This window comes from Candidatus Streptomyces philanthi, from assembly GCF_059553635.1.
The window spans coordinates 1-26,903 of record NZ_JCANQV010000050.1; the positions used below are offsets into that span (position 1 = coordinate 1).

Genomic DNA, 26,903 nt, shown 5'->3' on the forward strand with positions numbered 1-26,903 from the left:
TGCGCCGGGCGGCTACAGCGTGCCGAGCTTCACCAGCGCGAGCAGGGCGACGAGCTGGATGGCGCAGGCGCCGAGCGCCCTGGGCCAGTGCAGATCGTGCGACTTGCTCACCATGGACGTCAGCAGATAGCCGGACGCGATCCAGGTCAGCCAGCCCAGCAGCTGGACGAGCACGCTGTCCCCGCCGAGGAACATCGCGAACAGCAGCCGGGGCGCGTCCGAGATCGTCATGATCAGCATGGACAGGCCGATGGTCGGCGCCCAGGCGCCGTCGCCGCCGAGCTGCCGGGCGAGGGTGTGGGTGACCGCGCCGAGGATCAGACTGCCGAGGACGAACATCACGGCGGTGACCAGCACCCAGGGGATGCTGTTGGAGAGCGTGGCGTTCAGCACGTCCTCACGGGCCTTGTCGAAGCCGAAGACCGCGAGCAGGCCGTAGACGAACGAGACGATCAGCGCCGGGGCCCAGACCGGATGGTCGCGCATCTGCCAGAACGTGGGCGTGGGGCGCAGGACGATGCCGGGCAGCAGCTCCTTCCAGTGCAGCCGCGGGCCGGCCGGGGGCGCGGTGGTCTGCCCGGCGCGGTAGACGCCGCCCTCCGCGTACTCGTTACCGGCCTCCTGAGCCTGCGCAGGACCGTTTCCGTACGCGTCCGGGGCCTCGCCGAGGCGGAACTGCTGGGTCTGGCCCGGACCGTCGTCGGAGGCGTACGGGGCGTAGGACGGCTGCGCCTGGTAACCGCCGTCGCCGAAGTACTCCGGCTCGCCGTGCGCCTGCGGCCCGCCGTTGCCGTAGTACTGGGGTGGCTGCGACTGCGGCCACTGGCCGTGCGGAGGCGGGGGCTGCTGCCCGTACGGTCCCTGCTGTCCGTACGGCCCCTGGTGTCCCTGCTGCTGCCCGTCCTGCGGGGTACGGGGATCCCGTCCGCCGCCCATCCTGAATCCAGCCACGCCCCTGAAAGTACCTGGTCCCGGCCGCCCCGGCGCCGGGGCGGGGGGAACGGCCGGGGTTTGCTGCCGAGCTGTGACATCCCTTAGGGGGAACACGGGCGTGCGACCTGCGGAAATCGGTCGGTGCCCTTAGGGGGCGGGTGTCCAGGACAGGGTCAGTTCCGGCAGGCCCTCCATGTTGTCGCTGCCGTCTCCGGTGGCGGTGACGGTGAAGCCGTGGCGGGCGTAGAAGGCGCGGGCGGAGGTGTTGAGGGCGAAGACGTGCAGGGTGAGGCCGTCGGGGCGGTGCCGGCGGACCTCGGCGAGGAGCCGGGTGCCGATGCCGCGGCGGAGGACGTCGGGGTGGAGATAGAGGTGGTCCAGGAGGTTGTCGCGGGCGGCGGCGTAGCCGACGACGGCGGTGCCGGCCGCCGCCTCTTGCCCGGGTACCGCCACCCAGGTGTCGCACGTGGGGAGGACCTGCTCCCGGAACCAGTCGGTGACCTCGGCGTGGCCGCGGACCTGGGGCGGCAGATAGGGCATGGTCGCGCGGCGGGAGGCCATGTGCACCGCGGCGAGGGCGGGGGCGTCGTCGGCGGTCGCGCGGCGGATGTGGACGGGGGAGGGGCTGGGGGTCACCGGGGCTCCTGGGGCGAGGGGCGGACGAGCGGCAGGCTAGACCGCGGCGGTCGACGGCGCCCGGGGTTTTCCGGGTCGGTCCTTGGGGGCTTCCTGCTCGTGAACGGCAGTGGCCGCCATGTGAACGATGACGGCCGCCGGGTGAACGACGACGGTCGCCTCGCGAACGACAGCGACCGCCCCACGAGCGACAGCGGTCACCCCACGAACGACGCCGACCACCCCGCGAACGACACCGACCGTCCGCACCAACACCCCCACCCCCAAACGCCGATGACCCGCCCCGCGAGACGCAGGACGGGCCATCGGTGTTCAGGGCCCGGGAGCCGGGCCGCGGGTTCACTTCGCCGGTTCGGGCTCCGGCTCGGGGGCGTCGGCGGAGTCCGCGTCGCCGTCCGGGGCGGGCGGGGTCTTGACGGAGTCCAGCAGCAGCTGGGCGACGTCGACGACCTGGAGCGATTCCTTGGCCTTGCCGTCGTTCTTCTTGCCGTTGACCGAGTCGGTGAGCATGACGAGGCAGAAGGGGCAGGCGGTGGAGACGATGTCGGGGTTGAGGGACAGGGCCTCGTCCACCCGCTCGTCGTTGATCCGCTTGCCGATGCGCTCCTCCATCCACATGCGGGCGCCGCCGGCGCCGCAGCAGAAGCCGCGCTCCTTGTGGCGGTGCATCTCCTCGTTCCGCAGGCCCGGCACCTTGGCGATGATTTCGCGCGGCGGTGTGTAGACCTTGTTGTGACGGCCGAGGTAGCAGGGGTCGTGGTAGGTGATCAGGCCCTCCACCGGGGTGACGGGGATCAGCCGGCCCTCGTCGATCAGGTGCTGGAGCAGCTGGGTGTGGTGGATGACCTCGTACTCGCCGCCGAGCTGCGGGTACTCGTTGGCGAGGGTGTTGAAGCAGTGCGGGCAGGTCGCGACGATCTTCTTCGCGGACCGCGGCTTCTTCGTCGCCGCGTCGTCATCGTCCTCGCCGAAGGCGGCGTTGAGGGTGGCGACATTCTCGGCGCCGAGCTGCTGGAAGAGGAACTCGTTGCCCAGGCGGCGGGGCGAGTCGCCGGTGCACTTCTCGTCGCCGCCCATGATGGCGAACTTGACGCCCGCGATGTGGAGCAGTTCGGCGAACGCCTTGGTGGTCTTCTTGGCGCGGTCCTCCAGGGCGCCGGCGCAGCCGACCCAGTAGAGGTAGTCGACCTCGGTGAGGTCCTCGACGTCCTTGCCGACGACCGGGACCTCGAAGTCGACCTCCTTGGTCCAGGCGAGACGCTGCTTCTTCGCCAGGCCCCAGGGGTTGCCCTTCTTCTCCAGGTTCTTGAGCATCGTCCCGGCCTCGGACGGGAACGACGACTCGATCATGACCTGGTAGCGGCGCATGTCGACGATGTGGTCGACGTGCTCGATGTCGACCGGGCACTGCTCGACGCAGGCGCCGCAGGTGGTGCAGGACCACAGGACGTCGGGATCGATGACGCCGCCCGCGGCGAAGCCGCTGTCGGACGCGGCTTCGAGGGTGCCGATCAGCGGGCGCTCGGCCTCGGCCAGCGCGTCGGCGGGGACGTCCGCGAGCTGCTCGGCGGTGGCCTTCTCCTCGCCCTCCGCGTCCTTGCCGCCGCCGGCGAGGAGGTAGGGGGCCTTGGCGTGCGAGTGGTCGCGCAGCGCCATGATCAGCAGCTTGGGCGACAGCGGCTTGCCGGTGTTCCAGGCCGGGCACTGCGACTGGCAACGGCCGCACTCGGTGCAGGTGGAGAAGTCGAGGATGCCCTTCCAGGAGAAGTGCTCGATCTGGGAGACGCCGAACTGGTCGTCCTCGCCCGGGTCCTCGAAGTCGATCGGCTTGCCCGCGCTGGTCATCGGCTGGAGCGCGCCGAGGGCGGTGTCACCGGAGGACTCGCGCTTGAACCAGATGTTGGGGAACGCCAGGAAGCGGTGCCAGGCCACACCCATGTCGGTCTTGAGCGCGACCGTGATCATCCAGATGAAGGACGTCCCGATCTTGATCATCGCGACGAGGTAGGTGAGGTTCTGGATGGTGCCGAGGCTGAGCCCCTTGAAGGCCGCGATCAGCGGGTACGAGGCGAAGAAGCCGATCTCGTAGCTGTCGACGCCGTGCTGGACGCCCTCCAGGGCGCGCAGCGTCATGATCGACAGGCCGACGATGAGGATGACGGCCTCGACGAAGTACGCCTGGCCGAAGTTGGAGCCCGTGAAACGGGACTTGCGGCCGGGCTTGCCGGGCTTGCTCAGCTGGCGGACGACGATCAGCGTCACGATGCCCAGCGTCGTCATCAGGCCGAGGAACTCGGTGAAGATCTCGTAGGGCAGCCAGTCGCCGATGACGGGGATCAGCCAGTCGGCCTTGAACAGCTGGCCGATGGCGTTGACGATCGTCAGCAGCAGGGAGAAGAAGCCCACCGCGACGAACCAGTGGGCCACCCCGACGACGCCCCAGCGGTTCATCCGGGTGTGGCCGAGGAACTCCTTGGCGACGGTGACGGTGCGCTGCTTGGGGTCGTCGGTGCGGGAACCCGCGGGTACGGACTGGCCGAGCCGCACGAAGCGGTAGATCTGCAGGACGGCACGGCCGAACAGCGCGACGCCGACCGCGATGAGAACCAGCGACACGATGATCGCGGCGAGTTGCATGAGGGCTCCTCGTACCTGCGAGAGCGGAGTCTCCGCCCGGGTGAGCGGGACCCGGGAGCGGATTACTAAGCAGTAACTTTTTCGGTCTGCGCTGAGATTACCCAGTATCCCGGTCGCCATGAAGGCGTGCGGTCGGTGATCTGTGTCGCGCGGACGGTCACGGAAGGGGCGGCCGTGGCGGGGGCGCGGCCGGTGACGATAAGCGCCGTATAAAAGTTGAGTGCGCCCGACTCATGTCTGTTGACAGCTTCCCGGGGGTGCGGCACTCTTGAGCCTGTTCCACTCAAGTCAGCTGGAGGAATCGACATGGCACGTGCGGTCGGCATCGACCTGGGTACGACGAACTCCGTCGTCAGTGTTCTCGAAGGCGGTGAGCCCACCGTCATCACCAACGCCGAGGGCGCCAGGACCACGCCGTCCGTCGTCGCCTTCGCGAAGAACGGTGAGGTGCTGGTCGGCGAGGTCGCCAAGCGCCAGGCCGTCACCAACGTCGACAGGACCGTCCGGTCGGTCAAGCGCCACATGGGCACCGACTGGAAGATCAACCTGGACGGCAAGGACTTCAACCCGCAGCAGATGAGCGCCTTCATCCTGCAGAAGCTGAAGCGGGACGCCGAGGCCTACCTGGGCGAGAAGGTCACCGACGCCGTCATCACCGTCCCGGCGTACTTCAACGACTCCGAGCGCCAGGCCACCAAAGAGGCCGGCGAGATCGCGGGCCTGAACGTCCTGCGGATCGTCAACGAGCCGACCGCCGCCGCTCTGGCCTACGGCCTGGAGAAGGACGACCAGACCATTCTCGTCTTCGACCTCGGTGGCGGCACCTTCGACGTCTCGCTGCTGGACATCGGCGACGGCGTCGTCGAGGTGAAGGCCACCAACGGTGACAACCACCTCGGCGGTGACGACTGGGACCAGCGCATCGTCGACTACCTGGTCAAGCAGTTCCAGAACGGCCACGGCGTCGACCTGTCCAAGGACAAGATGGCGCTCCAGCGGCTGCGCGAGGCCGCGGAGAAGGCGAAGATCGAGCTGTCCTCGTCCACCGAGACGACGATCAACCTGCCCTACATCACCGCCTCCGCCGAGGGCCCGCTGCACCTGGACGAGAAGCTCACCCGCTCGCAGTTCCAGCAGCTGACCGCGGACCTCCTGGAGCGCTGCAAGACCCCGTTCCACAACGTCATCAAGGACGCCGGCATCGCCCTGTCCGAGATCGACCACGTGGTCCTGGTCGGCGGCTCGACCCGTATGCCCGCCGTCTCCGAGCTCGTCAAGGAGCTGACCGGCGGCAAGGACGCCAACAAGGGCGTCAACCCGGACGAGGTCGTCGCCATCGGCGCCACCCTCCAGGCCGGTGTCCTCAAGGGCGAGGTCAAGGACGTCCTCCTGCTGGACGTCACCCCGCTGTCCCTCGGTATCGAGACCAAGGGCGGCATCATGACCAAGCTGATCGAGCGGAACACCACGATCCCGACCAAGCGGTCCGAGATCTTCACCACCGCCGAGGACAACCAGCCGTCCGTCCAGATCCAGGTCTACCAGGGCGAGCGCGAGATCGCGGCGTACAACAAGAAGCTCGGCATGTTCGAGCTGACCGGTCTGCCGCCGGCCCCGCGCGGCGTCCCGCAGATCGAGGTCTCCTTCGACATCGACGCCAACGGCATCATGCACGTGACCGCCAAGGACCTGGGCACGGGCAAGGAGCAGAAGATGACCGTCACCGGCGGCTCCTCGCTGCCGAAGGACGAGGTCGACCGCATGCGCGAGGAGGCCGAGAAGTACGCGGAGGAGGACCACAAGCGCCGTGAGTCCGCCGAGACGCGCAACCAGGCCGAGCAGCTCGTCTACCAGACCGAGAAGTTCCTCAAGGACAACGAGGAGAAGGTCCCGGCCGAGGTGAAGACCGAGGTGGAGACCGCCGTCGGCGAGCTGAAGGAGAAGCTCAAGGGCGAGGACACCGCCGAGATCCGCACCGCCACCGAGAAGGTCGCGGCCGTCTCCCAGAAGCTGGGCCAGGCCATGTACGCCGACGCCCAGGCCGCCGGCGCCGCTGCGCCCGGCGCCGAGGGTGCCAAGCCCAAGGCCGAGGACGACGTGGTCGACGCGGAGATCGTCGACGAGAAGCCGAAGAAGGACGGTGCGGCGTGACGGAGGAGACCCCGGGCTTCGAGGAGAAGCCCGACGTCCCCTCCGGCACCGGGTCCGCACGTAACGCTGACGACGCGGCGCAGAAGGCCGGGTCCGCCGACAAGGCGGGTCCGGCCCCGGCCGGGGACGACACGGAAAGCAGTCAGGACGTGGCCCTCACGGCGCAGCTGGACCAGGCACGCTCGGCGCTCGCCGAACGCACCGGGGACCTCCAGCGGCTCCAGGCGGAGTACCAGAACTACCGCCGCCGGGTGGAACGGGACCGGGTCACGGTCAAGGAGGTCGCCTCGGCGAACCTCCTGTCCGAACTCCTCCCGGTCCTCGACGACATCGGCCGTGCCCGCGAGCACGGCGAACTGGTCGGCGGCTTCAAGTCGGTGGCCGAGTCGCTGGAGACCGTGGTCGCCAAGCTGGGCCTCCAGCAGTTCGGCAAGGAGGGCGAGCCCTTCGACCCGACGATCCACGAGGCGCTGATGCACTCGTACGCGCCGGACGTCACGGAGACCACCTGCGTGGCGATCCTTCAGCCCGGGTATCGCATGGGTGAACGAACGATCCGTCCCGCACGGGTCGCCGTCGCCGAGCCGCAGCCGGGCGCGCAGGGCACCAAGTCCGCCGAGGAGGACACCAAGGCGGACGAGGAAAACGGTGGCCCGGACGAGGGCTGACGTGCGGACGGCGAAGAGAACCACGCGGAAGGAGGGACGTCGGGGATGAGCACCAAGGACTTCGTGGAGAAGGACTTCTACAAGGTCCTCGGCGTCCCGAAGGACGCCACCGAGGCGGAGATCAAGAAGGCGTACCGCAAGCTGGCCCGGGAGAACCACCCCGACGCCAACAAGGGGGACGCCCGTGCCGAGGAGCGCTTCAAGGAGATCTCCGAGGCGAACGACGTCCTCGGTGACCCCAAACGCCGCAAGGAGTACGACGAGGCCCGGGCGCTGTTCGGCAACGGCGGCTTCCGGGCCGGCCCCGGTGGCGGCGGCACCTTCAACTTCGACCTGGGCGACCTCTTCGGGGGCACGCAGGGCCAGGGCGGGGGTGCCGGCGGCTTCGGCGGCGGTCTCGGGGACGTCTTCGGCGGCCTCTTCAACCGCGGCGGCGGCACGCGTACGCAGCCCCGCCGCGGCCAGGACGTCGAGTCCGAGGTGACGCTCAGCTTCACCGAGGCGGTCGACGGGGCCACGGTCCCGCTGCGGATGTCCAGCCAGGCGCCGTGCAAGGCGTGCTCGGGCACCGGCGACAAGAACGGGACGCCACGGGTCTGCCCGACCTGTGTCGGCACCGGGCAGGTCAGCCGGGGCACGGGCGGCGGGTTCTCGCTCACCGATCCGTGCGCGGACTGCAAGGGCCGGGGCCTGATCGCCCAGGACCCCTGCGACGTCTGCAAGGGCAGCGGGCGGGCGCGCAGCGCCCGCACCATGCAGGTCCGTATCCCTCCGGGGGTCTCCGACGGGCAGCGCATCCGGCTGCGCGGCAAGGGGGCCCCGGGCGAGCAGGGCGGCCCGGCGGGCGACCTCTACGTCGTCGTGCACGTCGGGTCCCACCCCGTGTTCGGCCGCAAGGACGACAACCTCACGGTCACCGTGCCGGTCACCTTCCCGGAGGCCGCGCTCGGGGGCGAGGTGCGGGTGCCGACGCTGGGCGGCCCGCCGGTCACGCTGAAGATCGCGGCCGGTACGCCCAACGGACGCACGATGCGGGTCCGCGGTAAGGGAGCGACCCGCAAGGACGGCACCCGTGGTGATCTGCTGGTCACCGTGCAGGTCGTCGTCCCCCAGGACCTCGGCGGCGAGGCGAAGGAGTCGCTGGAGTCCTATCGCGAGGCGACCGCGGGCGAGGACCCGCGGGCGGAGCTCTTCAAGGCCGCGAAGGGAGAATGAGATGGACAGCCGGGGCGGGCAGCGTCGTAACCCCTATGAACTGACCGAAGATTCGCCGGTGTACGTCATCTCCGTCGCGGCCCAGCTCTCCGGCCTGCACCCGCAGACCCTGCGGCAGTACGACCGGCTGGGTCTGGTCTCGCCCGACCGCACCGCCGGGCGGGGCCGCCGCTACTCGGCCCGGGACATCGAACTGCTCCGTACGGTGCAGCAGCTGTCCCAGGACGAGGGCATCAACCTCGCCGGCATCAAGCGGATCATCGAACTGGAGAACCAGGTCGCGGCGCTCCAGCAGCGGGTCGCCGAACTCCAGGGAGCCCTGGACGGCGCGGCCAGCGCCATGCGGCAGCGGGAGGCGGCGGTGCACGCCTCCTACCGCCGGGACCTGGTGCCGTATCAGGACGTCCAGCAGACCAGCGCGCTGGTCGTATGGCGTCCCAAGCGGCCCGAATAGCGGGCGGTACGCGGGAAGGGCCGGGGCGGACCCCGGCCCTTTCGCGTGCCCGCGGGGTCAGCAGCCGTTGTAGCCGGCCGTCGGCATCGACAGCCTGCGGTGCACCCGCGACTTCATCATCCGGGTGTAGACGGGCTCGTCGAGGTCGGCGGTCTCCAGGCGTACTCCGGCGGCGGCGCAGCGCGCGGTGAACTCGTCCGTCCCGTCGATGGCGGTCTCCAGCGCCCGGCGGTTGGGTGCCACGAACACATCGACCAGGCCGCGCTCGACGTCCCGCCACAGGACGCCGTGGTCGGCGCGGAGCTGGTGCAGGCTCAGCCGGCAGGTCAGCGCGTAGTCGCGGGCGGCGGCCCACCGTCCGCACATGTCGTGCTGGCCGCGGTCGTCGACGAGGAACGGGTCCTCGTCCAGTTCGGTCAGCGGCATCAGGCAGGCGATGGCCGTCACTCGGACCGAGTTCATCGTGCCTCCGGGGCGTGGCGACAGTGGGGGGCGACGATACCCCGCGCACGGCCCGGCGTCCGGGGCGCGGGACCGCGCACCGCCCGCGTCTCAGACCCGTCCCAGCGCCCTGGTCACCGTGATCTCGATCGTCACGCGGTCGGGGCGGGGCGTCGGCGTCCGCCCGTAGCGCTCCGCGTACCGCCGCTCGGCGTCCGCCACCGCCTCCGCCTCGGCACGCACCCGGGCGGTGCCCTCCAGCGTGGCCCACCGGCGGGGCCCGACCTGGCACACCGCGACCCGTGCGCCGTCGGGGCCGGCGGCGAGGACGTTGCGGACCTTGGTGGTGCTCTTGCGGGTGATGATCCGCGCGATACCCGCCTCCGCGTCGAAGGTGACGCCCACCGGGACGACATGCGGCGTCCCGTCCGGACGCGAGGTCGTGAGCGTCGCCACGAAACGCTCGTCCCAGAAGGCGAGGTACTCGGGCGTGAGGGCGCGGAGGTCATGGGCCATGGGAAGAAGCGTAGGCCGCGCCCCGCGCCTCACAGGAAGTCGGAGGTGTCGAGGTCGAAGGAGAAGGGGGCGGGGAGGGGGAGGGGTTTGCCGAAGGGGACGGTGATGAGGGCTGCGAAGTCCTGGCCGGAGGGCGCGCTGAACAGCGTGACGTTGGACCTGTCGCGGTCGACGAGCAGGTAGAGGGGGATGCCGGCGTGGGCGTAGCAGCGGCGCTTGGTGACGCGGTCGTGCTCGGGCTTGCTCGACGTGACCTCGACGACCATGGCGACGCCGTCGGCGGGCATCCAGGGCGGGGCCCCGCGGAAGAGCCGCAGGGCGCGCGGGGCGACGGTGGCGTCAGGGATGACGTGGTCGGCGGAGCGGGTGCCGAAGCCGGGGAGGATGAGGCCCTTGGTTCCGGAGATCTGCATCCGTGTCGCTGATCGCAGCTTCATCTGATCGCAGATGAGGTCCAGGTAGTCCTCGTGGTCCCCGTCCGGCGGTGGCGTCACAACGATCTCCCCCTCGATGAATTCGGCCCGGAAACCCGCGGGGGTGTCCATGCCGAGGAAGTAGTCCAGGAGGGTTTGGTCGTCGTAGGCCAGCGGCTCATGTGCCATAGCCGTCATGCTGCACCTCCTCGTAGCGGAAGGCCAGCCTCACAGGCAGCGGCTCATGTCGGAGGCATATGACAGCGCCTTCATCCGCACGAGCGAAAAACAGGGACGGCCCCACACCCCATTTCAACCTTGAGTGGAATAGACTCAACTTATCGCACGTTGGTACGTGCAGGAACGTCGTCAGGCATGCGCACGAGGAGGACTGCGGGGACGTGGACGCCGAGCTGACCAACAAGAGCCGTGAGGCGCTGAGCGCCGCCAACGAGCGGGCGGTCACCGCCGGGCACGCGGACATGACGTCCGCTCATCTGCTGCTCGCGCTGCTGGCCGGGCGGGACAACGAGAACATCATGGATCTGCTGGCGGCGGCCGAGGCCGACGCCGCAGCGCTGCGCTCCGGCGCCGAGCGGCAGCTCGCCTCGCTGCCCAGCGTGCAGGGTTCGACGGTCGCGCCCCCGCAGCCCGACCGCGAACTGCTCGCCGTGATCGCCGACGCGGCGCAGCGCGCCAAGGACCTCGGCGACGCCTACATCTCCACCGAGCACCTGCTCATCGGCATCGCCGCGAAGGGCGGCCGCACCGGCGAGCTGCTGGCGGAGCAGGGCGCCACGGCCAAGAAGCTGCTGGCCGCGTTCGAGCGGACCCGCGGCGACCGCCGGGTGACCAACGCCGACCCGGAGGGCGCGTACAAGGCGCTGGAGAAGTTCGGTACGGATCTGACGGCGGCGGCCCGCGACGGCAAGCTCGACCCGGTCATCGGCCGTGACCACGAGATCCGCCGTGTGGTGCAGGTCCTCTCCCGCCGGACGAAGAACAACCCGGTGCTCATCGGTGAGCCCGGCGTCGGCAAGACCGCCGTCGTCGAGGGGCTGGCGCAGCGCATCGTCAAGGGCGACGTCCCCGAGTCGCTGCGCGACAAGCGGCTGGTCGCGCTGGACCTGGGCGCGATGGTCGCGGGCGCGAAGTACCGCGGTGAGTTCGAGGAGCGGCTGAAGACCGTTCTGGCCGAGATCAAGTCCAGCGACGGCCAGATCATCACCTTCATCGACGAGCTGCACACCGTCGTCGGCGCGGGCGCCGGCGGCGACTCGGCGATGGACGCGGGCAACATGCTCAAGCCGATGCTGGCCCGCGGTGAGCTGCGGATGGTCGGCGCGACGACGCTCGACGAGTACCGCGAGCGGATCGAGAAGGACCCGGCGCTGGAGCGCCGCTTCCAGCAGGTGCTGGTCGCGGAGCCGAGCGTCGAGGACACCGTCGCGATCCTGCGCGGCCTCAAGGGGCGCTACGAGGCGCACCACAAGGTGCAGATCGCGGACTCCGCGCTGGTCGCCGCGGCCGGTCTGTCCGACCGCTACATCACCTCCCGCTTCCTGCCGGACAAGGCCATCGACCTGGTCGACGAGGCGGCGTCCCGGCTCCGCATGGAGATCGACTCGTCCCCCGTGGAGATCGACGAGCTCCAGCGCGCCGTCGACCGGCTGCGGATGGAGGAGCTGGCGCTGCGCAACGAGACCGACGCCGGTTCCGTGCAGCGCCTGGAGAAGCTGCGCAAGGACCTCGCCGACAAGGAGGAGGAGCTGCGCGGGCTCACCGCCCGGTGGGAGAAGGAGAAGCAGGGCCTCAACCGCCTCGGTGAGCTGAAGGAGCGCCTCGACGACCTGCGCGGCCAGGCGGAGCGCGCGCAGCGCGACGGCGATTTCGACACCGCCTCCAAGCTGCTCTACGGGGAGATCCCCGGTCTGGAGCGGGAGCTGGAGGAGGCCGCGCGGGCGGAGGCCGAGCAGGAGGCGTCCAAGGAGTCCATGGTCAAGGAGGAGGTCGGCCCGGACGACATCGCGGACGTGGTCGGCTCCTGGACGGGCATTCCGGCCGGGCGGCTGCTGGAGGGCGAGACGCAGAAGCTGCTGCGGATGGAGGAGGAGCTGGGCAAGCGGCTGATCGGCCAGACGGAGGCGGTGCGCGCGGTGTCGGACGCGGTGCGCCGTTCCCGTGCCGGGATCGCCGACCCGGACCGTCCCACCGGCTCGTTCCTCTTCCTCGGCCCGACCGGTGTCGGCAAGACGGAGCTGGCCAAGGCGCTCGCCGACTTCCTCTTCGACGACGAGCGGGCGATGGTCCGCATCGATATGTCGGAGTACGGCGAGAAGCACTCCGTGGCCCGTTTGGTGGGCGCGCCTCCCGGTTACGTCGGGTACGAGGAGGGCGGTCAGCTGACCGAGGCGGTCCGCCGCCGTCCGTACTCGGTGATCCTGCTCGACGAGGTGGAGAAGGCGCACCACGAGGTCTTCGACATCCTCCTCCAGGTGCTGGACGACGGGCGCCTCACGGACGGCCAGGGCCGCACGGTCGACTTCCGCAACACCCTCCTCGTCCTGACCTCGAACCTGGGGTCGGCCTTCCTGATGGACCCCCTGCTGAAGGAGGAGCAGAAGAAGGAGAAGGTGCTGGAGACCGTCCGCGCCTCCTTCCGTCCCGAATTCCTCAACCGCCTCGACGATCTTGTCGTCTTCCACCCGCTGGGCACCGACCAGCTCCAGCGGATCGCCCGCATCCAGCTCGGCCACCTCCAGGCCCGCCTGGCCGACCGCCGGCTGACGCTGGACGTCTCCGACGGCGCCCTGACCTGGCTCGCCTGGCTCGGCCGGGAGCCCGCCGCCGACGAGGCGTCCGCGGCGCCGGACCTCTCGTACGGCGCCCGGCCGCTGCGCCGCCTGGTCCAGACGGCCGTCGGCGACCAGCTCGCCCGCGCCATCCTCTCCGGCGAGGTGCTCGACGGGGACACGGTCCGGGTCGAGGTCGCCGGGGACGGCGAGCGGCTGACGGTCGCGCCGGTGCGGTCCTGACGGGCCGCGCCCGGCCGGCGGGCCGCGGCGTTGCCTGATCGGCGGCGCCGTCCCGGCCCGGGGTTGCCAGGACGGGGCGGGCATGGTGGAGGATGGCGGTGACCATACGAAGGGAAGTCCACGGTGAGCATCGACCCGTCCTCGATTCCGAATTTCGGGGGCCAGCCCGAACCGCAGCCGTCGGGGCCTGAGGGACCCGTCGTGCCCGACCAGGACCTGGTCAAGCAGCTCCTCGACCAGATGGAGCTGAAGTACGTCGTCGACGAGGAAGGCGACCTCGCCGCTCCCTGGGAGCAGTTCCGCACGTACTTCATGTTCCGGGGCGAGGAGGAGCAGCAGATCTTCTCGGTCCGCACCTTCTACGACCGCCCGCACGGCATCGACGAGAAGCCGAAGCTGCTGGAGGCGATCGACGACTGGAACCGCCGGACGCTGTGGCCCAAGCTGTACTCCCACACGCACGACGACGGCACGGTCCGCCTGATCGGTGAGGCATCGATGCTGATCGGCACCGGTGTCGCGCTCGAACACTTCGTGTCGAGCACGGTCAGCTGGATCCGCGCCTCGATCGAGTTCGACAAGTGGCTCGTCGAGCAGCTCGGCCTGGAGTCCGACATCGAAGGCGACAAGCCGGACGACGAGGGCTGAGCCCCGACCGCACGGCGGAGGGGCCCCTGGAGCATCGCTCCGGGGGCCCCTGTCCGCGTCAGAGCTGCTTGAGGCGCCGGACCGCCTCCTCCAGGACGTCGGTGGCCTTGCAGAAGGCGAAGCGGACGAAGGGGGCGCCCAGCTCGCGGTGGTCGTAGAAGACCGCGTTGGGGATGGCGACGACGCCGGCCCGTTCGGGCAGGGCGCGGCAGAACGCGAAGCCGTCCTCGTGGCCGAGGGGGCGGATGTCGGTGGTGACGAAGTAGGTCCCGGCGGGCCGGTAGACGCGGAAGCCGGCGTCGGCCAGGCCGTGGACGAGGAGGTCGCGCTTGGCGCGCAGGGCGTCGCGGAGCGCGGTGAAGTACGCGTCCGGCTGCGCGAGCGCCTCGGCGGCGGCGTACTGGAGGGGGCCCGCGGTGGCGTAGGTGAGGAACTGCTTGGCGGAGCGGACGGCGCCGACCAGCTCCGGCGCGCCGGTGACCCAGCCGATCTTCCAGCCCGTGTACGAGAACGTCTTGCCGGCCGATCCGATGGTGACCGTCCGCCCGTACATGCCGGGGAAGGACGCGAGCGGGATGTGCTCGCCCTCCAGGACCAGGTGCTCGTAGACCTCGTCGGTGACGACGAGCAGATCGCGTTCGCGGGCCAGGCGGGCGATCTCGGCGAGTTCGCCGTGGGTGAGGACGGTGCCGGTCGGGTTGTGCGGGGTGTTGAGGAGGATGAGGCGGGTGCGGTCGGTGACGGCGTCCCGCAGCGCGTCGAGGTCGAGGGTGTAGGTGCCGCTCGCCGGGTCGGGGCGGAGCGTCACCGGGACGCGGGTGCCGCCGGCCATCGCGACGCAGGCGGCGTACGAGTCGAAGTACGGCTCCAGGGCGATCACCTCGTCGCCCGGTTCCACGAGGGCGAGCAGGGCGGCGGCGATGGCCTCGGTGGCGCCGCTGGTGACCAGGACCTCGGTGTCCGGGTCGGGGTCGAGGCCGAGGTGGCCGTAGAAGCGGTGCTGGTGCGCGGCGACGGCGGCGCGCAGTTCGGGGACGCCGGAGCCGGGCGGGTACTGGTTGCCGCGGCCGTCGCGCAGGGCGCGCACCGCCGCTTCCCTGATCTCCTCGGGGCCGTCGGTGTCCGGGAAGCCCTGGCCGAGGTTGATGGAGCCGGTGCGTTCGGCGAGCGCGGACATCTCGGCGAAGATCGTCGTGCCGAACTCGGCGAGGCGGCGGTTGAGCAGCGGTCGGTCCATGACCGTCATCCTCCGCCGAACCTCTGGACTTCCTCAACCGCGCTTGGAGGCGGCCGCTCCGGGGCAACAGCCGGACGGAAGCCCGGAACCTTTGGCGCCCGACGGCGCGGGGACCGGGCCGGTGTGCCTCGCTTCGGGGGGCCGGAAGGAGTGTGAGGCGAATGGGTTTCGTCGTGTTCGTGGTGCTGTTCGTCGCGGTGGTGGGAGGGGTGACCGTGGCGGCACGCGGCAGTTCCCGCAAACGCCGGAAGGCGGGCGGCTCGGCCACCGGCGGTGCGGCCGGGGGCAGCGGCGGGTCCGGGGGCGACGCCCAGGCCGCGGACGGCAGCTGGTGGGCCGGCGACAGCGGCTCCGGCGGTGACTCCGGCAGCGGGTCGGGCGGCCATCACGGCGGCCACTCGGGTGGCGGATCGAGCGGCCACCACGGCGGTTCCTCCGGCGGTCACTCGGGCGGCGGTCACCACGGCGGTTCCTCGGGCGGCGGCCACCACGGCGGGCACTCGTGCGGCGGGGGCGGTCATTCGTCCTGCGGTGGCGGGGGTGGCCACTCCTCCTGCGGTGGCGGGGGGTGCGGAGGGTCCTGACGGGCCCCTGAGCAGCGATGGAGGACGCCCGCGGGGTGGGGGACCACCGTGCGGGCGTCCTGTGCGTGGGGTCCATGCCCGGTACATATGCGTTCAGCAGAAGCGGGCAGCATGCCCAACACCCTTTTGCCACACGCTCGTTGAACTAGCGGACCGTGAAGGTCTCCAGTGGATATAAACCAGGAGAAGTTGGGTAAAAACGCTGTGGGTGACACGGCGTTCGTGGTTCGCTCTTCCGTGAGAATCCCCCAGTTCTCGGACCCCACGTGGGCGCGAGCCGGCAGGCAGTCACATCCCTGACCATCTCCGGGGCGGGCCGGCCCACCATCCACTGCGTGCTTGCGGAGCCGATCCATGCTCACCACCCTCGAAACGTCCTACACCGATACCCGTGCATCCGATCTCGCCTGGGCGCTGGGCCGCGAGCCCCTCCCCGCCCTGGCGGTCATGGACCTTCAACTGAACGGCGCACAGGTCCAGTTGCGGCTTCTGGGGGCCTCGCACCAAGTCCTCCTCGAAGCCGATCGCGCCACGTGCTCCGAGACCGTCGCCTGTATGCCCGGCAGCTGTACCCCGCTGCCGCTGGGGGTGGCGAAGCGTCTCGGGGACTGGGAGTACGAATTCGCCGCGAACGTCGAGACGCTGTCGCGCGGCTCGTTCGCGGGGCGGGCGCAGGAACTGCTCGCCCTGGTCGCCGAGCACCCCTACGGTCTGGCCGGGACGTTCCCCGGCTCGCCGCACGCCTTCACGGCGATGCTGGCGCAGTGCCGCAGGGACCAGGTGCGCTGGCGCACCTGGCACGCCTATCCGCAGGAGGGCCGGCTGGTCGCCACCCGTACGCGGGTGGGGGTGCGGACGCCGGTCGTCGCCGGCGTCGGGTGAGAAGGGGAGCGGGGCGGGCGGCGCGGTGCGCGGTCGGAGCGGCGGCGTACGGCGGTGCGGGGTACGGCCGGGGAGTGCCGTTCCGTCCCAACTCCCGTGTCGGAGAGGCGGATTGTACTCGTGTGGGTGACGAAAACGCACGGAATCGTCACGTACCGTTCATTTCATGATCGACCTGCAAGAGTGCGTCGGCACGGGCGCCCCCGGGCCGCCGGAGATCCTCGGATCGGCCAGGTTGCCGGTGCCCTCCGGGCTCGGCCGGCTGCTCGTCCTCGGCGCCGTCTTCGTCTGCGCCGCCTGCGGACTGGTCTACGAACTCGAACTGGTCGCCCTCGCCACGTACTTGATCGGTGATTCCGTCACCCAGTCGTCCGTCGTGCTCTCCGTGATGGTCTTCGCGATGGGCATCGGCGCGCTGCTCGCCAAGCGGCTGCGGTGCCGCGCCGCGGTCGGCTTCGGCGCGATCGAGGCGGTGCTGGCGCTGGTCGGCGGCGGTTCGGCGATGGCGCTGTACGCCTGCTTCGCCTGGTTCGGGCAGTCCCACGCGGCGCTGGTCGCCTTCTCCCTCGCCATCGGCGTCCTCATCGGCGCCGAGGTCCCGCTGCTGATGACGCTGATCCAGCGGGTGCGCCGCCAGGACGCGGGCGGCGCGGTCGCCGACCTGTTCGCGGCGGACTACGTCGGCGCGCTGATCGGCGGCCTGGCCTTCCCGTTCCTGCTGCTGCCGTTCTTCGGGCAGCTGACCGCCGCGCTGGTCACCGGCGTGGTCAACGCGACCGCCGGCGGGGCGCTGGTGCTCTGGCTGTTCCGCCGCGACCTCACCGCCCGCGCCCGCTGGGCACTGCTCGCCGTCAACGCCGTCACCCTGGCGCTGCTGGCGGCCGGGGTGCTGCTCGCCGGGGTCTTCGAGCGCGCCGCCCGGCAGGAGATGTACGGCGGCACGGTGCGCGTCGCCGTACGGACCCGGGTCCAGGAGGTGGTCCTGACCGGGGGGACGGAGCGCGCGGGCGCGGCGCGGAAAGGTTCCGGCGGGCCCCTGGGCCTCTATCTGGACGGACGGCTGCGGGTCAGCGCGCGCAACGAGGCCCGCTACCACCGGGCCCTGGTGCGTCCGGCGCTGTCCGGCGGCCCGCACGGACGCGTCCTGGTCCTCGGCGGCGGTGACGGCCTCGCGGTGCGCGAGGTCCTCGGCCACCGCGGCGTCCGCGCGGTCACCGTCGTCGAACTCGACCCCGGCGTCCTCCGCCTGGCGCGCACCGACCCCGGCCTGACCGCGCTCAACCACCATGCCCTCGACGACCCCCGGGTACGGGTGGTGACCGCCGACGCCTTCGACTGGATGCGTCGGGAGGGCGCCCGCCGCCGGACCCACCACCCGAGCCCGTACGACGTCATCGTCTCCGACCTGCCCGACCCCGGCATCACCGCGGGCGCCAAGCTCTACTCGCAGGAGTTCTACGGTCTCGCGGCGCGGATGCTCGCCCCCGGTGGGCGCCTCGTGGTGCACGCCGGGCCGCCCGACCTGCGGCCCCGCGCGTTCTGGACGGTGGAGGCGACGCTGCGTTCGGTGGGCCTGGCCACCGCCCCGTACCGCTTCCCCGGCCGGCTCGGCGACCACACCGGCGGCCCGGGACGGACGAGCGCGCCCTCCGGCGTGCCCGTACCGCCGGTGGGGGAGGGGCGCCGCGAAGGGCCGGTGCGGTACTGGGGGTTCGTCCTCGCCGGGCCGCGCACGGGCCCGGACGGCGGCCCGTCCGCCCTGCCCGCAGCCGTCCGCTTCCTCGGCCCGGAGGCGCGGGACACCGCCCGCGAGCGGATCGCCGGGCTGCCGCCGTCGACGCTGATGCGTCCGCGGTACGCGGGGTGAGTGGGGCGGACGCGGAAGAAGAAGTGGTCCGGACGGGGGCGCGCGCTACCGGCCGGTGGGTAGGCTCCGGTCCCATGGAGCATGAGATGTACGTTCCGTTCCCCGTCGGGACCGTGCGGGGGGCGTTCGCCGAGCCGGAGACGGTGGCGCGCTGCCTTCCGGGCGTCCAACTCGACGACGCGGCGGCCCCCGAGGCCCCGCGCGGCCGGCTGCGGTTGCGCGTCGGCGGCTCCACCATCACCTATCGCGGCACCCTGACCGTCACCCCGGCGCCGGACGACGCGGACGGCGCGGAACTGGCCGTCGAGGCGCACGGCACGGAGGCGCGCGGCGACGGCACCGTCGACCTCGCCCTCACCCTGCGCCTCGTCCCGGCCACCGCACCCGGCCCCGGTACGACGCTGCGCTGCTCGGGAACGCTCCGCAGCACGGGCCGCCTCGCCGAGGCGGACCCCCGCGCCGCCGAGACCGTGGGCCGCCGCCTCCTGGACCGCTTCGCCGCCGACCTCGCCGCCGAACTGGAGATGCGGGTGACCGGCGACGACACGGAGAACGGCACAGCCCCCGGCGAGGAGCCGGCGGACGACGGAACGCCCGGCGGGCCGACGGGCAAGGGCGGGGTGTTCGACGTCGAGGTGCCGCCGTCGTCGCTCGCGCCGGGCGGCGACGAGGACGCGCACGACGAGGACGCCGCCGGGCTCCCGGGCCGTGGCGGGCGGTACGACGACGCGGCCGAGGACGACATGGACGACGTCTACGACGGCGACGTGTTCGACGAGGACGCCTTCGACGAGGACACGGACGCGATGGCGCCCGCCGAGGCCGCCCACGCGCGCCGCACCATGATCGGCCGCAGTGCGGAGGAGGTCGACCACGCCCCGCCGCGCGGCCGGTACGCGCCGGTGCCCGCGGCCGAGACGCGCACCGGCTCCACGACCCTGCGCTGGGCGGCGCCCGCCGCCGCTGTGGTGCTGGCCTCGGCGGTGGTCGTCGGCCGCCGCATCCTGCGCCGCCGCCGCTGAACCACGGCCCGCCGGGTCCGGGCCGTGGCGGGCGGGCCCCGTTAGGGTCGGTGCCGTGAGCACCGACAACACCACGCAGGGCGCGCCGCGGACACTGTCGCGCGCCGTACGGCTGGCCGCCGGGAACACCGAGCTGACCGTCCGTCCCGACAACGGCTGCCGCATCGCGAGCCTCCGTGTCGGCGGCCGGGAGCTGCTGCGGCAGGGCGACCGGTACGGCTGCTTCCCGATGGTCCCGTGGTGCGGCCGGATCGACCACGGCGAGTTCCGCAACGGCGCCGAACGCCACCGGATGCCCCTCAACGCCGCACCGCACGCCATCCACGGCACCGGCCGCGACCTGTCCTGGCGCACCGCGCGGGCGGGCGCGACCTCCGCCGCCTTCACCTACGACCTCACCGATCCGGCCGCCCCCTGGCCGTACCCGGGAACCGTCACCCAGCTCGTCGAACTCGCCGAGGACGGCGGTTCGCTCACCCTCACCCTCGGTGTCGAGGCAGGTGCCGACTCCTTCCCGGCCCAGGCGGGCTGGCACCCCTGGTTCCTGCGGAACCTGGGGGACGGCGGTGCGGACGTCCGCGTCGACTTCTCCCCGGAGTGGCAGGAGGAACGCGGTGCGGACCATCTGCCGACCGGCCGGCGCCTGCCGCCGCGCCCCGGCCCCTGGGACGACTGCTTCGGCATGCCGCAGGGCGTGGACGTCACCCTCACCTGGCCGGAGCGGCTGGAGCTGCGGGTGACCAGCCGGGCCCCGTGGGTCGTCGTCTACGACGAGCAGGAGGCGGCGGTCTGCGTGGAGCCCCAGTCGGGCCCGCCCAACGGCCTCAACACCCTGCCGCGCCTGGTCACGCCGATCGACCCGCTGGAGGTCTCGACGACGTGGAGCTGGCGGTCGCTGGGCTGAGGGCGACGGGGCGGGGCCGCGGCCCCGCCCGGTCCGTCGTCGATCACCGCAGGCAGCCCCGCCCGGCTCCCCTCCCGTCCGCGCACCGGCCCGTCCGTCCCGCTCGCCTAAGCTCATGCGCATGAGTGACGACGTGCGCGGCGAGCTGCTGCAGCAGATCAAGGACAAGGCCGTGGTGCACGGCAAGGTGACGCTTTCCTCCGGCAAGGAGGCCGACTACTACATCGACCTCCGCCGGATCACCCTGGACGCCGAGGCGGCGCCGCTGGTCGGCCAGGTGATGCTGGACCTCACCGCCGACCTGGACTTCGACGCGGTCGGCGGCCTGACGCTCGGCGCCGACCCGGTGGCCGCCTCGATGCTGCACGCCTCCGCCGCCCGCGGCCGGAAGCTGGACGCGTTCGTCGTCCGCAAGGCGCAGAAGACGCACGGGATGCAGCGCCGCATCGAGGGCCCGGACATCGCGGGCCGCCGGGTGCTGGTGGTCGAGGACACCTCCACCACGGGCGGTTCGCCGCTGACGGCCGTGGAGGCGGCCCGCGAGGCGGGCGCCGAGGTCGTCGCGGTCGCCACGATCGTCGACCGGGGCGCGGCGGACGCCATCGCCGCCGCCGGCCTGCCGTACCTCACCGGCTACCGGCTCGCCGACCTCGGCCTGGCCTGATCCACGGCCCGCGGCGGCCGCAGGGCCTGCCGCGGAAGCCCCGTCGGGGTTCCTCCGTCCGGGCGGCCGGTTTCACGTGAAACCGGCCGCCCGTCGCGTCCTGACGCGGGACGGAAGTGTGGAGCAAACCGCCGCGTCTGGGAAGATGTGGGACGACGATGTCGTCGCTTTCCTGGTCAGGGCCGAGAACGCCTACCCGTACATCACAAGGAGCGGACAGATGCCCATCGCAACTCCCGAGGTCTACAACGCGATGCTCGACCGGGCGAAGGCGGGCAAGTTCGCCTACCCGGCCATCAACGTGACCTCGACGCAGACCCTGCACGCTGCGCTGCGTGGTTTCGCCGAGGCCGAGAGCGACGGCATCATCCAGATCTCCACCGGTGGCGCGGAGTTCCTGGGCGGCCAGTACAACAAGGACATGGTGACCGGCGCCGTCGCGCTCGCCGAGTTCGCGCACGTCGTCGCCGCCAAGTACGACATCACTGTCGCGCTCCACACCGACCACTGCCCGAAGGACAAGCTCGACGGCTATGTCCGTCCGCTGATCGACATCTCCGCGGAGCGGGTCGCCAAGGGCCAGAACCCGCTGTTCCAGTCCCACATGTGGGACGGTTCCGCCGAGACCCTCGCGGACAACCTCGCCATCGGCCAGGAGCTGCTGGCCAAGGCCGCCGCCGCCAAGATCATCCTTGAGGTCGAGATCACCCCGACCGGCGGCGAGGAGGACGGCGTCAGCCACGAGATCAACGACGAGCTGTACACCACCGTCGACGACGCGCTGCGCACCGCCGAGGCGCTGGGCCTGGGCGAGAAGGGCCGCTACCTGCTCGCCGCCTCCTTCGGCAACGTCCACGGCGTCTACAAGCCGGGCAATGTCGTGCTCCGTCCCGAGCTGCTGAAGGACCTCCAGGAGGGCGTCGGCGCCAAGTACGGCAAGAAGAGCCCGTTCGACTTCGTCTTCCACGGCGGCTCCGGCTCCACCCAGGAGGAGATCGCCACCGCGCTGGAGAACGGCGTGGTCAAGATGAACCTGGACACCGACACCCAGTACGCCTTCACCCGCCCGATCGCGGACCACATGTTCCGCAACTACGACGGTGTGCTGAAGGTCGACGGCGAGGTCGGCAACAAGAAGACCTACGACCCGCGCAGCTGGGGCAAGCTGGCCGAGGCCGGCATGGCCCAGCGTGTGGCCGCGGCCTGCGCCGACCTGCGCTCCACCGGCACCAGGATCAAGTAACCGCCGCTCCGTACGGCGGGCCGAGGGCCCCGCGTTCCCCACGGGACGCGGGGTTCTCGCGCGTTCCGGCGATGCGCACCCGTGGACGGTGGCGGGGCCGGGCATGCTCGCCCCATGAGCGAGCCGAGCAAGCCCGGGGAGATCCGTCTGGCCACGGCGCGGGGCCGGTGGGTGCTGCTGACGACCGTGCTGGGGTCGGGGATGGCGCTGCTCGACAGCACCGTCGTCAATGTCGCGCTGCCGAGGATCGGCGCGGACCTGGACGCGGACCTCGCCGCCCTCCAGTGGATCATCACCGGCTATCTGCTGACGCTGTCCTCCCTGATCCTGCTGGGCGGGGCGCTGGGCGACCGTTACGGGCGGCGGCGGGTGTTCGTGATCGGCGTGGTGTGGTTCGCGGCGGCGTCGCTGCTGTGCGGGCTGGCGCCGACCGCCGGGGTGCTGGTCGCGGCCCGCGCCCTCCAGGGCGTCGGCGGGGCGCTGCTCACCCCCGGTTCGCTGGCGCTGATCCAGGCCGTCTTCCGGCCGGACGACCGGGCGCGGGCGGTCGGTGCCTGGTCCGGGCTCGGCGGGGTGGCCGCCGCGGTCGGCCCGTTCGTCGGCGGCTGGCTGGTGGACGGCGCGGGCTGGCGCTGGGTGTTCTTCCTGAACGTGCCGTTGGCGGCGGTGTGCGTCCCGGTGGCGCTGCGGCACGTCCCCGAGACCCGCGAGCGCGGCGCCCCGGCGCGCGGTTTCGACGTGGCGGGCGCGGTGCTGGGCGCGCTGGCGCTGGCGGGGGTGACGTACGCGCTGATCGCCGCTCCGGGCCGGGGCCTGGCGCCGGGCGTGGTGGTGCCCGGGGTGCTGGGGGTGGTGTTGGGCGTGGTCTTCGTCGGGGTGGAGCGTCGTCGGCCCGATCCGATGCTGCCTCCGGCCATTTTCCGCGTCCGCGGGTTCACCGCCGTCAACGCGGTCACCGTCTGCGTCTACGCGGCGTTCGGCGGTTTCTTCTTCCTCTCCGTGCTCCAGCTCCAGGTCGTCGCGGGCTACTCCGCGTTGCAGGCCGGCACCGCGCTGCTGCCCACGACCGTGCTGATGCTGCTGCTGTCCGCCCGCTCCGGGGAGCTGGGCCGGCGCATCGGCCCGCGCATCCCGCTGACCGTCGGGCCGGTGCTGTGCGCGGTGGGGATGCTGCTGATGACGCGGGTGGGCCCGGACGCGTCGTACGCCGTGGACGTGCTGCCCGCGCTGGTGGTGCTCGGGGCGGGCATGGTGACGCTGGTGGCGCCGCTCACCGCGACCGTGCTGGCCTCGGTGGACGTGGACCGCGCGGGCCTGGCCAGCGGCATCAACAACGCGGCGGCGCGGGCCGCGGGCCTGGTGGCGGTGGCCGCGCTGCCGCTGCTCGCGGGCATGGGCCCGGAGGCGTACCGCTCGCCGGAGGCGTTCGCGGCGACGTTCCGGCGCGCGATGCCGCTGTGCGCGGGCGTCCTGCTGGCCGGCGCGCTGCTGGCCTGGCTGACCGTGCGCGGCGACGCCCTGAGCGGCCCCGAGGAGGCCGGCGGCCACCCCTGCCACCCGGAGTGCGCCTACCACTGCGGGGTCGGCGCCCCGCCGCTCGACCCCGGCGAGGAGGGGCACCCGGAGCCGGGCGGGGGCACCAGGGCGTAGCCGGGGGCCGGACGCGGGACCGGGCAGACTGGTCCCATGGCCATTCACGAGAACCTGCTCGGGGGACCGCCCCCGACCCATCTGCCCGACGACCCCGGGCCCCGCGAACTGCTCGCCTCCGGCGCGGCTCCGGCCGAGGTCGCCGCGAAGTACCCGACCTCCTCGCTGGCCTGGGCGCAGCTCGCCGACGAGGCGTTCCAGAGCGGCCGGACCGTCGAGTCCTACGCGTACGCCCGGACGGGCTACCACCGGGGGCTGGACGCGCTGCGCCGGGCCGGGTGGAAGGGCCACGGCCCGGTGCCGTTCGAGCACGAGCCCAACCGCGGCTTCCTGCGGGCGCTGCACGCCCTCGCCCGCGCCGCGCAGGCGATCGGCGAGGAGGACGAGTACGAGCGCTGCTCGGCGTTCCTGCGCGACTCCTCCCCGACCGCGGCCGACACCCTCTCCTGACGGCCCGCCGCCCGGACGGCCCGCCCCCGGCGGCGGCCGTCCGGGCGGCTTCGAACCCTTGCGCGGTACAGGGCGAGCGCCGATGATTTCAGTGGGCCGGGACATCCCGCCCGAGGGGACCGGGGCTCCGAGCGGACAGGAAGGGGCGGACCGCTACCCGGAAGTCGCAGCCTGAGGAGTCCCTCATGTCGCAGCCTTCGCCATCCGGGAGCACACCTCCCGAACAGCCCGCCGTCGAGGCCGAACCGTTCGCCCCCGATCTGGGCATCGGCAGCCAGGGCACCACCCCGTACGAGGACTACGTCCGCGCGAGCGTCCTCACCCACCTCCAGCACCCGCTCTCCGACGACCCCGGCGAGATGGTCTTCCTGGTCACCACCCAGGTCATGGAGCTGTGGTTCACCGTGATCGTCCACGAGTGGGAGACCGCGGCGGCGGCGCTGCGCCGCGAGGACCTGCCGGCCGCGATGGACGCGCTGCGGCGCTCCACCCACGAACTGGAGGCGCTCAACGCCTCCTGGAAGCCGCTCGCCCGGCTCACCCCCGCGCAGTTCAACTCCTACCGCGGCGCGCTCGGCGAGGGCTCCGGTTTCCAGTCGGCGATGTACCGGCGCATGGAGTTCCTGCTGGGAGAGAAGTCCCCCGCCATGCTGGTGCCGCACCGCGGCGCGCCGCGCGAGCACGCCGAGCTGGCGAAGGCGCTCCAGGAACCGAGCCTGTACGACGAGGTGCTGCGCCTGCTGGCCCGCCGCGGCCACGCCGTGCCCGAGGCGGTGCTGCGGCGCGACCCGGCCGCCCGCTACGAGCCGGACCCGGCCGTCGAGGCGGTGTGGACGTCGGTCTACGCGGGGTCCGGGGACGCGGACCTGGCACGGCTGGGGGAGGTGCTGACCGACGTCGCCGAGCTGGTGTGGCGCTGGCGCAACGATCATCTCGTCGCGACGCGGCGGGCGATGGGCGCCAAAATGGGCACCGGCGGGTCCGCGGGCGTCGCCTGGCTGGAGAAGAGGGCCCGCAAGAACGTCTTCCCCGAGCTCTGGACGGCACGCAGCCATGTCTGAGAACCGCGAGACACCCGAGTGGGGCGCGCAGGCCGCACGGGCCGCCGAGATCGACGCGGCCGACGCGCTCGCCCCGCTCCGTGACCGCTTCGTCCTCGACGACACCGTCTACCTCGACGGCAACTCCCTGGGCGCGCTGCCCCGTACGGTCCCCGACCGGATCGCCGAGGTCGTCGCCCGCGAATGGGGCGAGCTGCGCATCCGCTCCTGGACCGAGGCCGGCTGGTGGGACGCGCCCCAGCGGATCGGCGACCGTATCGCGCCGCTGCTCGGCGCGGCCCCGGGGCAGGTGGTGGTCGGCGACTCCACCAGCGTCAATGTGTTCAAGGCGGTGGTCGCCGGGGTGCGGGAGGCGGGCAAGGGCTGCACCGAGATCCTGGTGGACGCGACGACGTTCCCCACCGACGGCTACCTCGTCCGTTCGGCGGCCCGGATGACCGGCCTGGCGGTACGGCCCGTCGAACCGGCCAGGATCGCCGACGAGGTCACGGAACGGACCGCGCTGGCCCTGGTCAACCACGTCGACTATCGCACCGGGCGGCTCAACGACCTCCCTGGCATCACCACCGCCCTGCACTCCGCCGGCGCGCTGGCCGTCTGGGACCTGTGCCACAGCGCGGGCGCCCTGCCGGTCGGCCTGGACGAGCACGGCGTGGACCTCGCCGTCGGCTGCACGTACAAGTACCTCAACGGCGGACCGGGCGCCCCCGCCTACCTCTACGTCCGCGAGAGCCTCCAGGAGCGCTTCGACTCACCGCTGCCGGGCTGGAACTCCCACGCGGACCCCTTCGCCATGGACACCGGCTACACCCCCGCCGACGGCATCGTCCGCGGCCGCGTCGGCACCCCGGACATCCTCTCGATGCTCGCCCTGGACGCGGCCCTCGACGTCTGGGACGGCGTCACGATCGAGGCGGTACGCGCCAAGAGCCTCGCGCTCACCGACTTCTTCCTCGACTGCGTGGCCCAGTACGCCCCGCCCGGCACGGTCCGCTCGGTCACCCCGTACGAGCACGAGCGGCGCGGCAGCCAGGTGTCGCTGGAGTGCGAGGCGGCGGGCGAGGTGATGGCGGAGCTGATCCGGCGCGGGGTGATCGGCGACTTCCGCGAACCGGACGTGCTGCGGTTCGGCTTCACCCCGCTGTACACCTCGTTCGCCGACGCGGAACGCGCGGCCCGGGTGCTCGGCGAGGTGCTGCGCGAGGCGGCGCCGCGGGAGCCGGCGGACGGGGAGGACGCGTGAGCGCGGGGCCGGACGAGGAGGCGGAGCTGTTCGGGCTCGACCCGGTGCCGCCGGAGCGGACCGTGGCGTACGGCCCCGGCCCCGACCAGGTGATCGACTTCTATCCGGCGGCGGGCGGCCCGCTCGTCGTGCTGCTGCACGGCGGGTTCTGGCGCCCCGCCTTCGACCGGCGCCATCTGTCGCCGGCGGCCGCGGAGCTGGCCGGCCGCGGCACGCCCGTCGCCCTCGCCGAGTACCGCAGGGGCGGCGGCCGGGGCGCGCTGGAGCGGATGACGCGGGACGTGGTGGCGGCGGTGACGCCCCCCGCCGAGGACCCGTTGGCGGGCCGCCGTCCGGTCGTCCTCGTCGG

At 72.2% G+C, this 26,903-nt stretch carries 24 protein-coding genes and 1 pseudogene; 18 read left to right on the forward strand and 7 right to left on the reverse strand.

Going from position 1 to position 26,903, the window contains the following annotated elements; translation table 11 throughout:
* Nucleotides 1-12: 12 nt before the first annotated feature.
* The 3 genes from AC51EU_RS08965 to AC51EU_RS08975 all read right to left on the reverse strand — a co-directional run bounded on the left by AC51EU_RS08965 (nucleotide 13) and on the right by AC51EU_RS08975 (nucleotide 4,206).
* Nucleotides 13-936, reverse strand: coding sequence for a Yip1 family protein (locus AC51EU_RS08965; RefSeq protein WP_496266209.1), 924 nt, complete (start codon nucleotides 934-936; stop codon nucleotides 13-15).
* Between the two features lie 144 nt (nucleotides 937-1,080).
* Entirely contained in the window at nucleotides 1,081-1,569 is a 489-nt protein-coding gene (locus AC51EU_RS08970; protein WP_496266185.1) for a GNAT family N-acetyltransferase, read from the reverse strand.
* Nucleotides 1,570-1,908: 339 nt separating this feature from the next.
* Entirely contained in the window at nucleotides 1,909-4,206 is a 2,298-nt protein-coding gene (locus tag AC51EU_RS08975; RefSeq protein WP_496266186.1) for a (Fe-S)-binding protein, read from the reverse strand.
* Between the two features lie 306 nt (nucleotides 4,207-4,512).
* On the opposite strand from AC51EU_RS08975, the gene dnaK reads away from it, so the two are divergent.
* Genes dnaK through AC51EU_RS08995 form a run of 4 tightly spaced genes read left to right on the forward strand, consistent with a single transcriptional unit; the run spans nucleotide 4,513 to nucleotide 8,694 of the window.
* The gene (dnaK, locus tag AC51EU_RS08980; RefSeq protein WP_496266187.1) at nucleotides 4,513-6,357 is read left to right on the forward strand and encodes a molecular chaperone DnaK; all 1,845 of its coding nucleotides are present in this window, start codon (nucleotides 4,513-4,515) and stop codon (nucleotides 6,355-6,357) included.
* Nucleotides 6,354-7,025, forward strand: coding sequence for a nucleotide exchange factor GrpE (gene grpE, locus AC51EU_RS08985; protein ID WP_496266188.1), 672 nt, complete (start codon nucleotides 6,354-6,356; stop codon nucleotides 7,023-7,025). The genes dnaK and grpE overlap by 4 nt, the downstream gene beginning before the upstream one ends.
* Nucleotides 7,026-7,070: 45 nt before the next feature.
* Complete coding sequence (dnaJ, locus tag AC51EU_RS08990; protein ID WP_496266189.1) at nucleotides 7,071-8,240, forward strand: molecular chaperone DnaJ; 1,170 nt, start codon at nucleotides 7,071-7,073, stop codon at nucleotides 8,238-8,240.
* Between the two features lies 1 nt (nucleotide 8,241).
* Nucleotides 8,242-8,694, forward strand: a complete 453-nt coding sequence (locus AC51EU_RS08995; protein ID WP_496266190.1) for a heat shock protein transcriptional repressor HspR — start codon at nucleotides 8,242-8,244, stop codon at nucleotides 8,692-8,694.
* A 57-nt stretch (nucleotides 8,695-8,751) separates the two neighbouring features.
* Here AC51EU_RS08995 and AC51EU_RS09000 read toward each other — a convergent pair whose 3' ends face one another.
* The 3 genes from AC51EU_RS09000 to AC51EU_RS09010 all read right to left on the reverse strand — a co-directional run bounded on the left by AC51EU_RS09000 (nucleotide 8,752) and on the right by AC51EU_RS09010 (nucleotide 10,262).
* A complete protein-coding gene (locus tag AC51EU_RS09000; RefSeq protein WP_496266191.1) occupies nucleotides 8,752-9,156 on the reverse strand; it encodes a hypothetical protein in 405 nt (134 codons plus the stop codon).
* Between the two features lie 90 nt (nucleotides 9,157-9,246).
* Nucleotides 9,247-9,651, reverse strand: a complete 405-nt coding sequence (locus AC51EU_RS09005; RefSeq protein WP_496266192.1) for a pyridoxamine 5'-phosphate oxidase family protein — start codon at nucleotides 9,649-9,651, stop codon at nucleotides 9,247-9,249.
* A gap of 29 nt (nucleotides 9,652-9,680) precedes the next feature.
* Nucleotides 9,681-10,262: a Uma2 family endonuclease gene (locus tag AC51EU_RS09010; RefSeq protein WP_496266193.1), complete on the reverse strand. Its 582-nt coding sequence runs from the start codon at nucleotides 10,260-10,262 to the stop codon at nucleotides 9,681-9,683.
* Between the two features lie 203 nt (nucleotides 10,263-10,465).
* Here AC51EU_RS09010 and clpB point away from each other — a divergent pair, with 203 nt between their 5' ends.
* Both clpB and AC51EU_RS09020 read left to right on the forward strand, forming a co-directional pair.
* Nucleotides 10,466-13,099: an ATP-dependent chaperone ClpB gene (gene clpB, locus AC51EU_RS09015; RefSeq protein ID WP_496266194.1), complete on the forward strand. Its 2,634-nt coding sequence runs from the start codon at nucleotides 10,466-10,468 to the stop codon at nucleotides 13,097-13,099.
* A 123-nt stretch (nucleotides 13,100-13,222) separates the two neighbouring features.
* On the forward strand, nucleotides 13,223-13,747 hold the full coding sequence (locus tag AC51EU_RS09020) for a YbjN domain-containing protein (RefSeq protein ID WP_496266195.1): 525 nt from the start codon (nucleotides 13,223-13,225) through the stop codon (nucleotides 13,745-13,747).
* A gap of 58 nt (nucleotides 13,748-13,805) precedes the next feature.
* Here the strand turns inward: AC51EU_RS09020 and AC51EU_RS09025 are convergent, their stop codons facing one another.
* Nucleotides 13,806-14,984 (reverse strand): pyridoxal phosphate-dependent aminotransferase, encoded by a 1,179-nt coding sequence (locus AC51EU_RS09025; RefSeq protein WP_496266196.1) that lies wholly within the window; start codon nucleotides 14,982-14,984, stop codon nucleotides 13,806-13,808.
* 161 nt (nucleotides 14,985-15,145) lie between these two features.
* On the opposite strand from AC51EU_RS09025, the gene AC51EU_RS09030 reads away from it, so the two are divergent.
* The 12 genes and pseudogenes from AC51EU_RS09030 to AC51EU_RS09085 all read left to right on the forward strand — a co-directional run.
* Nucleotides 15,146-15,568, forward strand: a complete 423-nt coding sequence (locus AC51EU_RS09030) for a hypothetical protein (protein WP_496266197.1) — start codon at nucleotides 15,146-15,148, stop codon at nucleotides 15,566-15,568.
* 354 nt (nucleotides 15,569-15,922) lie between these two features.
* Complete coding sequence (locus tag AC51EU_RS09035) at nucleotides 15,923-16,450, forward strand: DUF2617 family protein (protein ID WP_496266198.1); 528 nt, start codon at nucleotides 15,923-15,925, stop codon at nucleotides 16,448-16,450.
* A 166-nt stretch (nucleotides 16,451-16,616) separates the two neighbouring features.
* Nucleotides 16,617-18,317: a polyamine aminopropyltransferase gene (locus AC51EU_RS09040; protein ID WP_496266199.1), complete on the forward strand. Its 1,701-nt coding sequence runs from the start codon at nucleotides 16,617-16,619 to the stop codon at nucleotides 18,315-18,317.
* A 74-nt stretch (nucleotides 18,318-18,391) separates the two neighbouring features.
* On the forward strand, nucleotides 18,392-19,339 hold the full coding sequence (locus tag AC51EU_RS09045; RefSeq protein ID WP_496266200.1) for an SRPBCC domain-containing protein: 948 nt from the start codon (nucleotides 18,392-18,394) through the stop codon (nucleotides 19,337-19,339).
* A 55-nt stretch (nucleotides 19,340-19,394) separates the two neighbouring features.
* Complete coding sequence (locus AC51EU_RS09050) at nucleotides 19,395-20,243, forward strand: aldose epimerase family protein (protein ID WP_496266201.1); 849 nt, start codon at nucleotides 19,395-19,397, stop codon at nucleotides 20,241-20,243.
* Nucleotides 20,244-20,364: 121 nt separating this feature from the next.
* A complete protein-coding gene (gene pyrE / locus AC51EU_RS09055) occupies nucleotides 20,365-20,907 on the forward strand; it encodes an orotate phosphoribosyltransferase (RefSeq protein ID WP_496266202.1) in 543 nt (180 codons plus the stop codon).
* Between the two features lie 220 nt (nucleotides 20,908-21,127).
* Nucleotides 21,128-22,150, forward strand: coding sequence for a class II fructose-bisphosphate aldolase (gene fbaA / locus AC51EU_RS09060; RefSeq protein ID WP_496266203.1), 1,023 nt, complete (start codon nucleotides 21,128-21,130; stop codon nucleotides 22,148-22,150).
* A gap of 114 nt (nucleotides 22,151-22,264) precedes the next feature.
* The gene (locus AC51EU_RS09065; protein WP_496266204.1) at nucleotides 22,265-23,800 is read left to right on the forward strand and encodes an MFS transporter; all 1,536 of its coding nucleotides are present in this window, start codon (nucleotides 22,265-22,267) and stop codon (nucleotides 23,798-23,800) included.
* Between the two features lie 36 nt (nucleotides 23,801-23,836).
* Nucleotides 23,837-24,250, forward strand: coding sequence for a DUF3151 domain-containing protein (locus AC51EU_RS09070; RefSeq protein ID WP_496266205.1), 414 nt, complete (start codon nucleotides 23,837-23,839; stop codon nucleotides 24,248-24,250).
* Between the two features lie 185 nt (nucleotides 24,251-24,435).
* The gene (locus AC51EU_RS09075) at nucleotides 24,436-25,311 is read left to right on the forward strand and encodes a tryptophan 2,3-dioxygenase family protein (RefSeq protein ID WP_496266207.1); all 876 of its coding nucleotides are present in this window, start codon (nucleotides 24,436-24,438) and stop codon (nucleotides 25,309-25,311) included.
* Entirely contained in the window at nucleotides 25,304-26,554 is a 1,251-nt protein-coding gene (gene kynU, locus AC51EU_RS09080; RefSeq protein ID WP_496266208.1) for a kynureninase, read from the forward strand. The genes AC51EU_RS09075 and kynU overlap by 8 nt, the downstream gene beginning before the upstream one ends.
* Nucleotides 26,551-26,903: pseudogene (locus tag AC51EU_RS09085) on the forward strand (alpha/beta hydrolase); the annotation flags it as partial. The gene kynU and the pseudogene AC51EU_RS09085, both read left to right, overlap by 4 nt.

What these genes read in the sequence shown, in the direction of transcription:
- AC51EU_RS08965 (WP_496266209.1), bottom strand. Translation starts at nt 936, where the DNA reads ATGGGCGGCGGACGGGATCCCCGTACCCCGCAGGACGGGCAGCAGCAG.
- AC51EU_RS08975 (WP_496266186.1), bottom strand. Translation starts at nt 4,206, where the DNA reads ATGCAACTCGCCGCGATCATCGTGTCGCTGGTTCTCATCGCGGTCGGC.
- dnaK (WP_496266187.1), top strand. Translation starts at nt 4,513, where the DNA reads ATGGCACGTGCGGTCGGCATCGACCTGGGTACGACGAACTCCGTCGTC.
- dnaJ (WP_496266189.1), top strand. Translation starts at nt 7,071, where the DNA reads ATGAGCACCAAGGACTTCGTGGAGAAGGACTTCTACAAGGTCCTCGGC.
- AC51EU_RS08995 (WP_496266190.1), top strand. Translation starts at nt 8,242, where the DNA reads ATGGACAGCCGGGGCGGGCAGCGTCGTAACCCCTATGAACTGACCGAA.
- AC51EU_RS09000 (WP_496266191.1), bottom strand. Translation starts at nt 9,156, where the DNA reads ATGAACTCGGTCCGAGTGACGGCCATCGCCTGCCTGATGCCGCTGACC.
- AC51EU_RS09005 (WP_496266192.1), bottom strand. Translation starts at nt 9,651, where the DNA reads ATGGCCCATGACCTCCGCGCCCTCACGCCCGAGTACCTCGCCTTCTGG.
- AC51EU_RS09010 (WP_496266193.1), bottom strand. Translation starts at nt 10,262, where the DNA reads ATGACGGCTATGGCACATGAGCCGCTGGCCTACGACGACCAAACCCTC.
- AC51EU_RS09025 (WP_496266196.1), bottom strand. Translation starts at nt 14,984, where the DNA reads ATGGACCGACCGCTGCTCAACCGCCGCCTCGCCGAGTTCGGCACGACG.
- AC51EU_RS09030 (WP_496266197.1), top strand. Translation starts at nt 15,146, where the DNA reads ATGGGTTTCGTCGTGTTCGTGGTGCTGTTCGTCGCGGTGGTGGGAGGG.
- AC51EU_RS09035 (WP_496266198.1), top strand. Translation starts at nt 15,923, where the DNA reads ATGCTCACCACCCTCGAAACGTCCTACACCGATACCCGTGCATCCGAT.
- AC51EU_RS09040 (WP_496266199.1), top strand. Translation starts at nt 16,617, where the DNA reads ATGATCGACCTGCAAGAGTGCGTCGGCACGGGCGCCCCCGGGCCGCCG.
- AC51EU_RS09045 (WP_496266200.1), top strand. Translation starts at nt 18,392, where the DNA reads ATGGAGCATGAGATGTACGTTCCGTTCCCCGTCGGGACCGTGCGGGGG.
- pyrE (WP_496266202.1), top strand. Translation starts at nt 20,365, where the DNA reads ATGAGTGACGACGTGCGCGGCGAGCTGCTGCAGCAGATCAAGGACAAG.
- fbaA (WP_496266203.1), top strand. Translation starts at nt 21,128, where the DNA reads ATGCCCATCGCAACTCCCGAGGTCTACAACGCGATGCTCGACCGGGCG.
- AC51EU_RS09065 (WP_496266204.1), top strand. Translation starts at nt 22,265, where the DNA reads ATGAGCGAGCCGAGCAAGCCCGGGGAGATCCGTCTGGCCACGGCGCGG.
- AC51EU_RS09070 (WP_496266205.1), top strand. Translation starts at nt 23,837, where the DNA reads ATGGCCATTCACGAGAACCTGCTCGGGGGACCGCCCCCGACCCATCTG.
- AC51EU_RS09075 (WP_496266207.1), top strand. Translation starts at nt 24,436, where the DNA reads ATGTCGCAGCCTTCGCCATCCGGGAGCACACCTCCCGAACAGCCCGCC.
- kynU (WP_496266208.1), top strand. Translation starts at nt 25,304, where the DNA reads ATGTCTGAGAACCGCGAGACACCCGAGTGGGGCGCGCAGGCCGCACGG.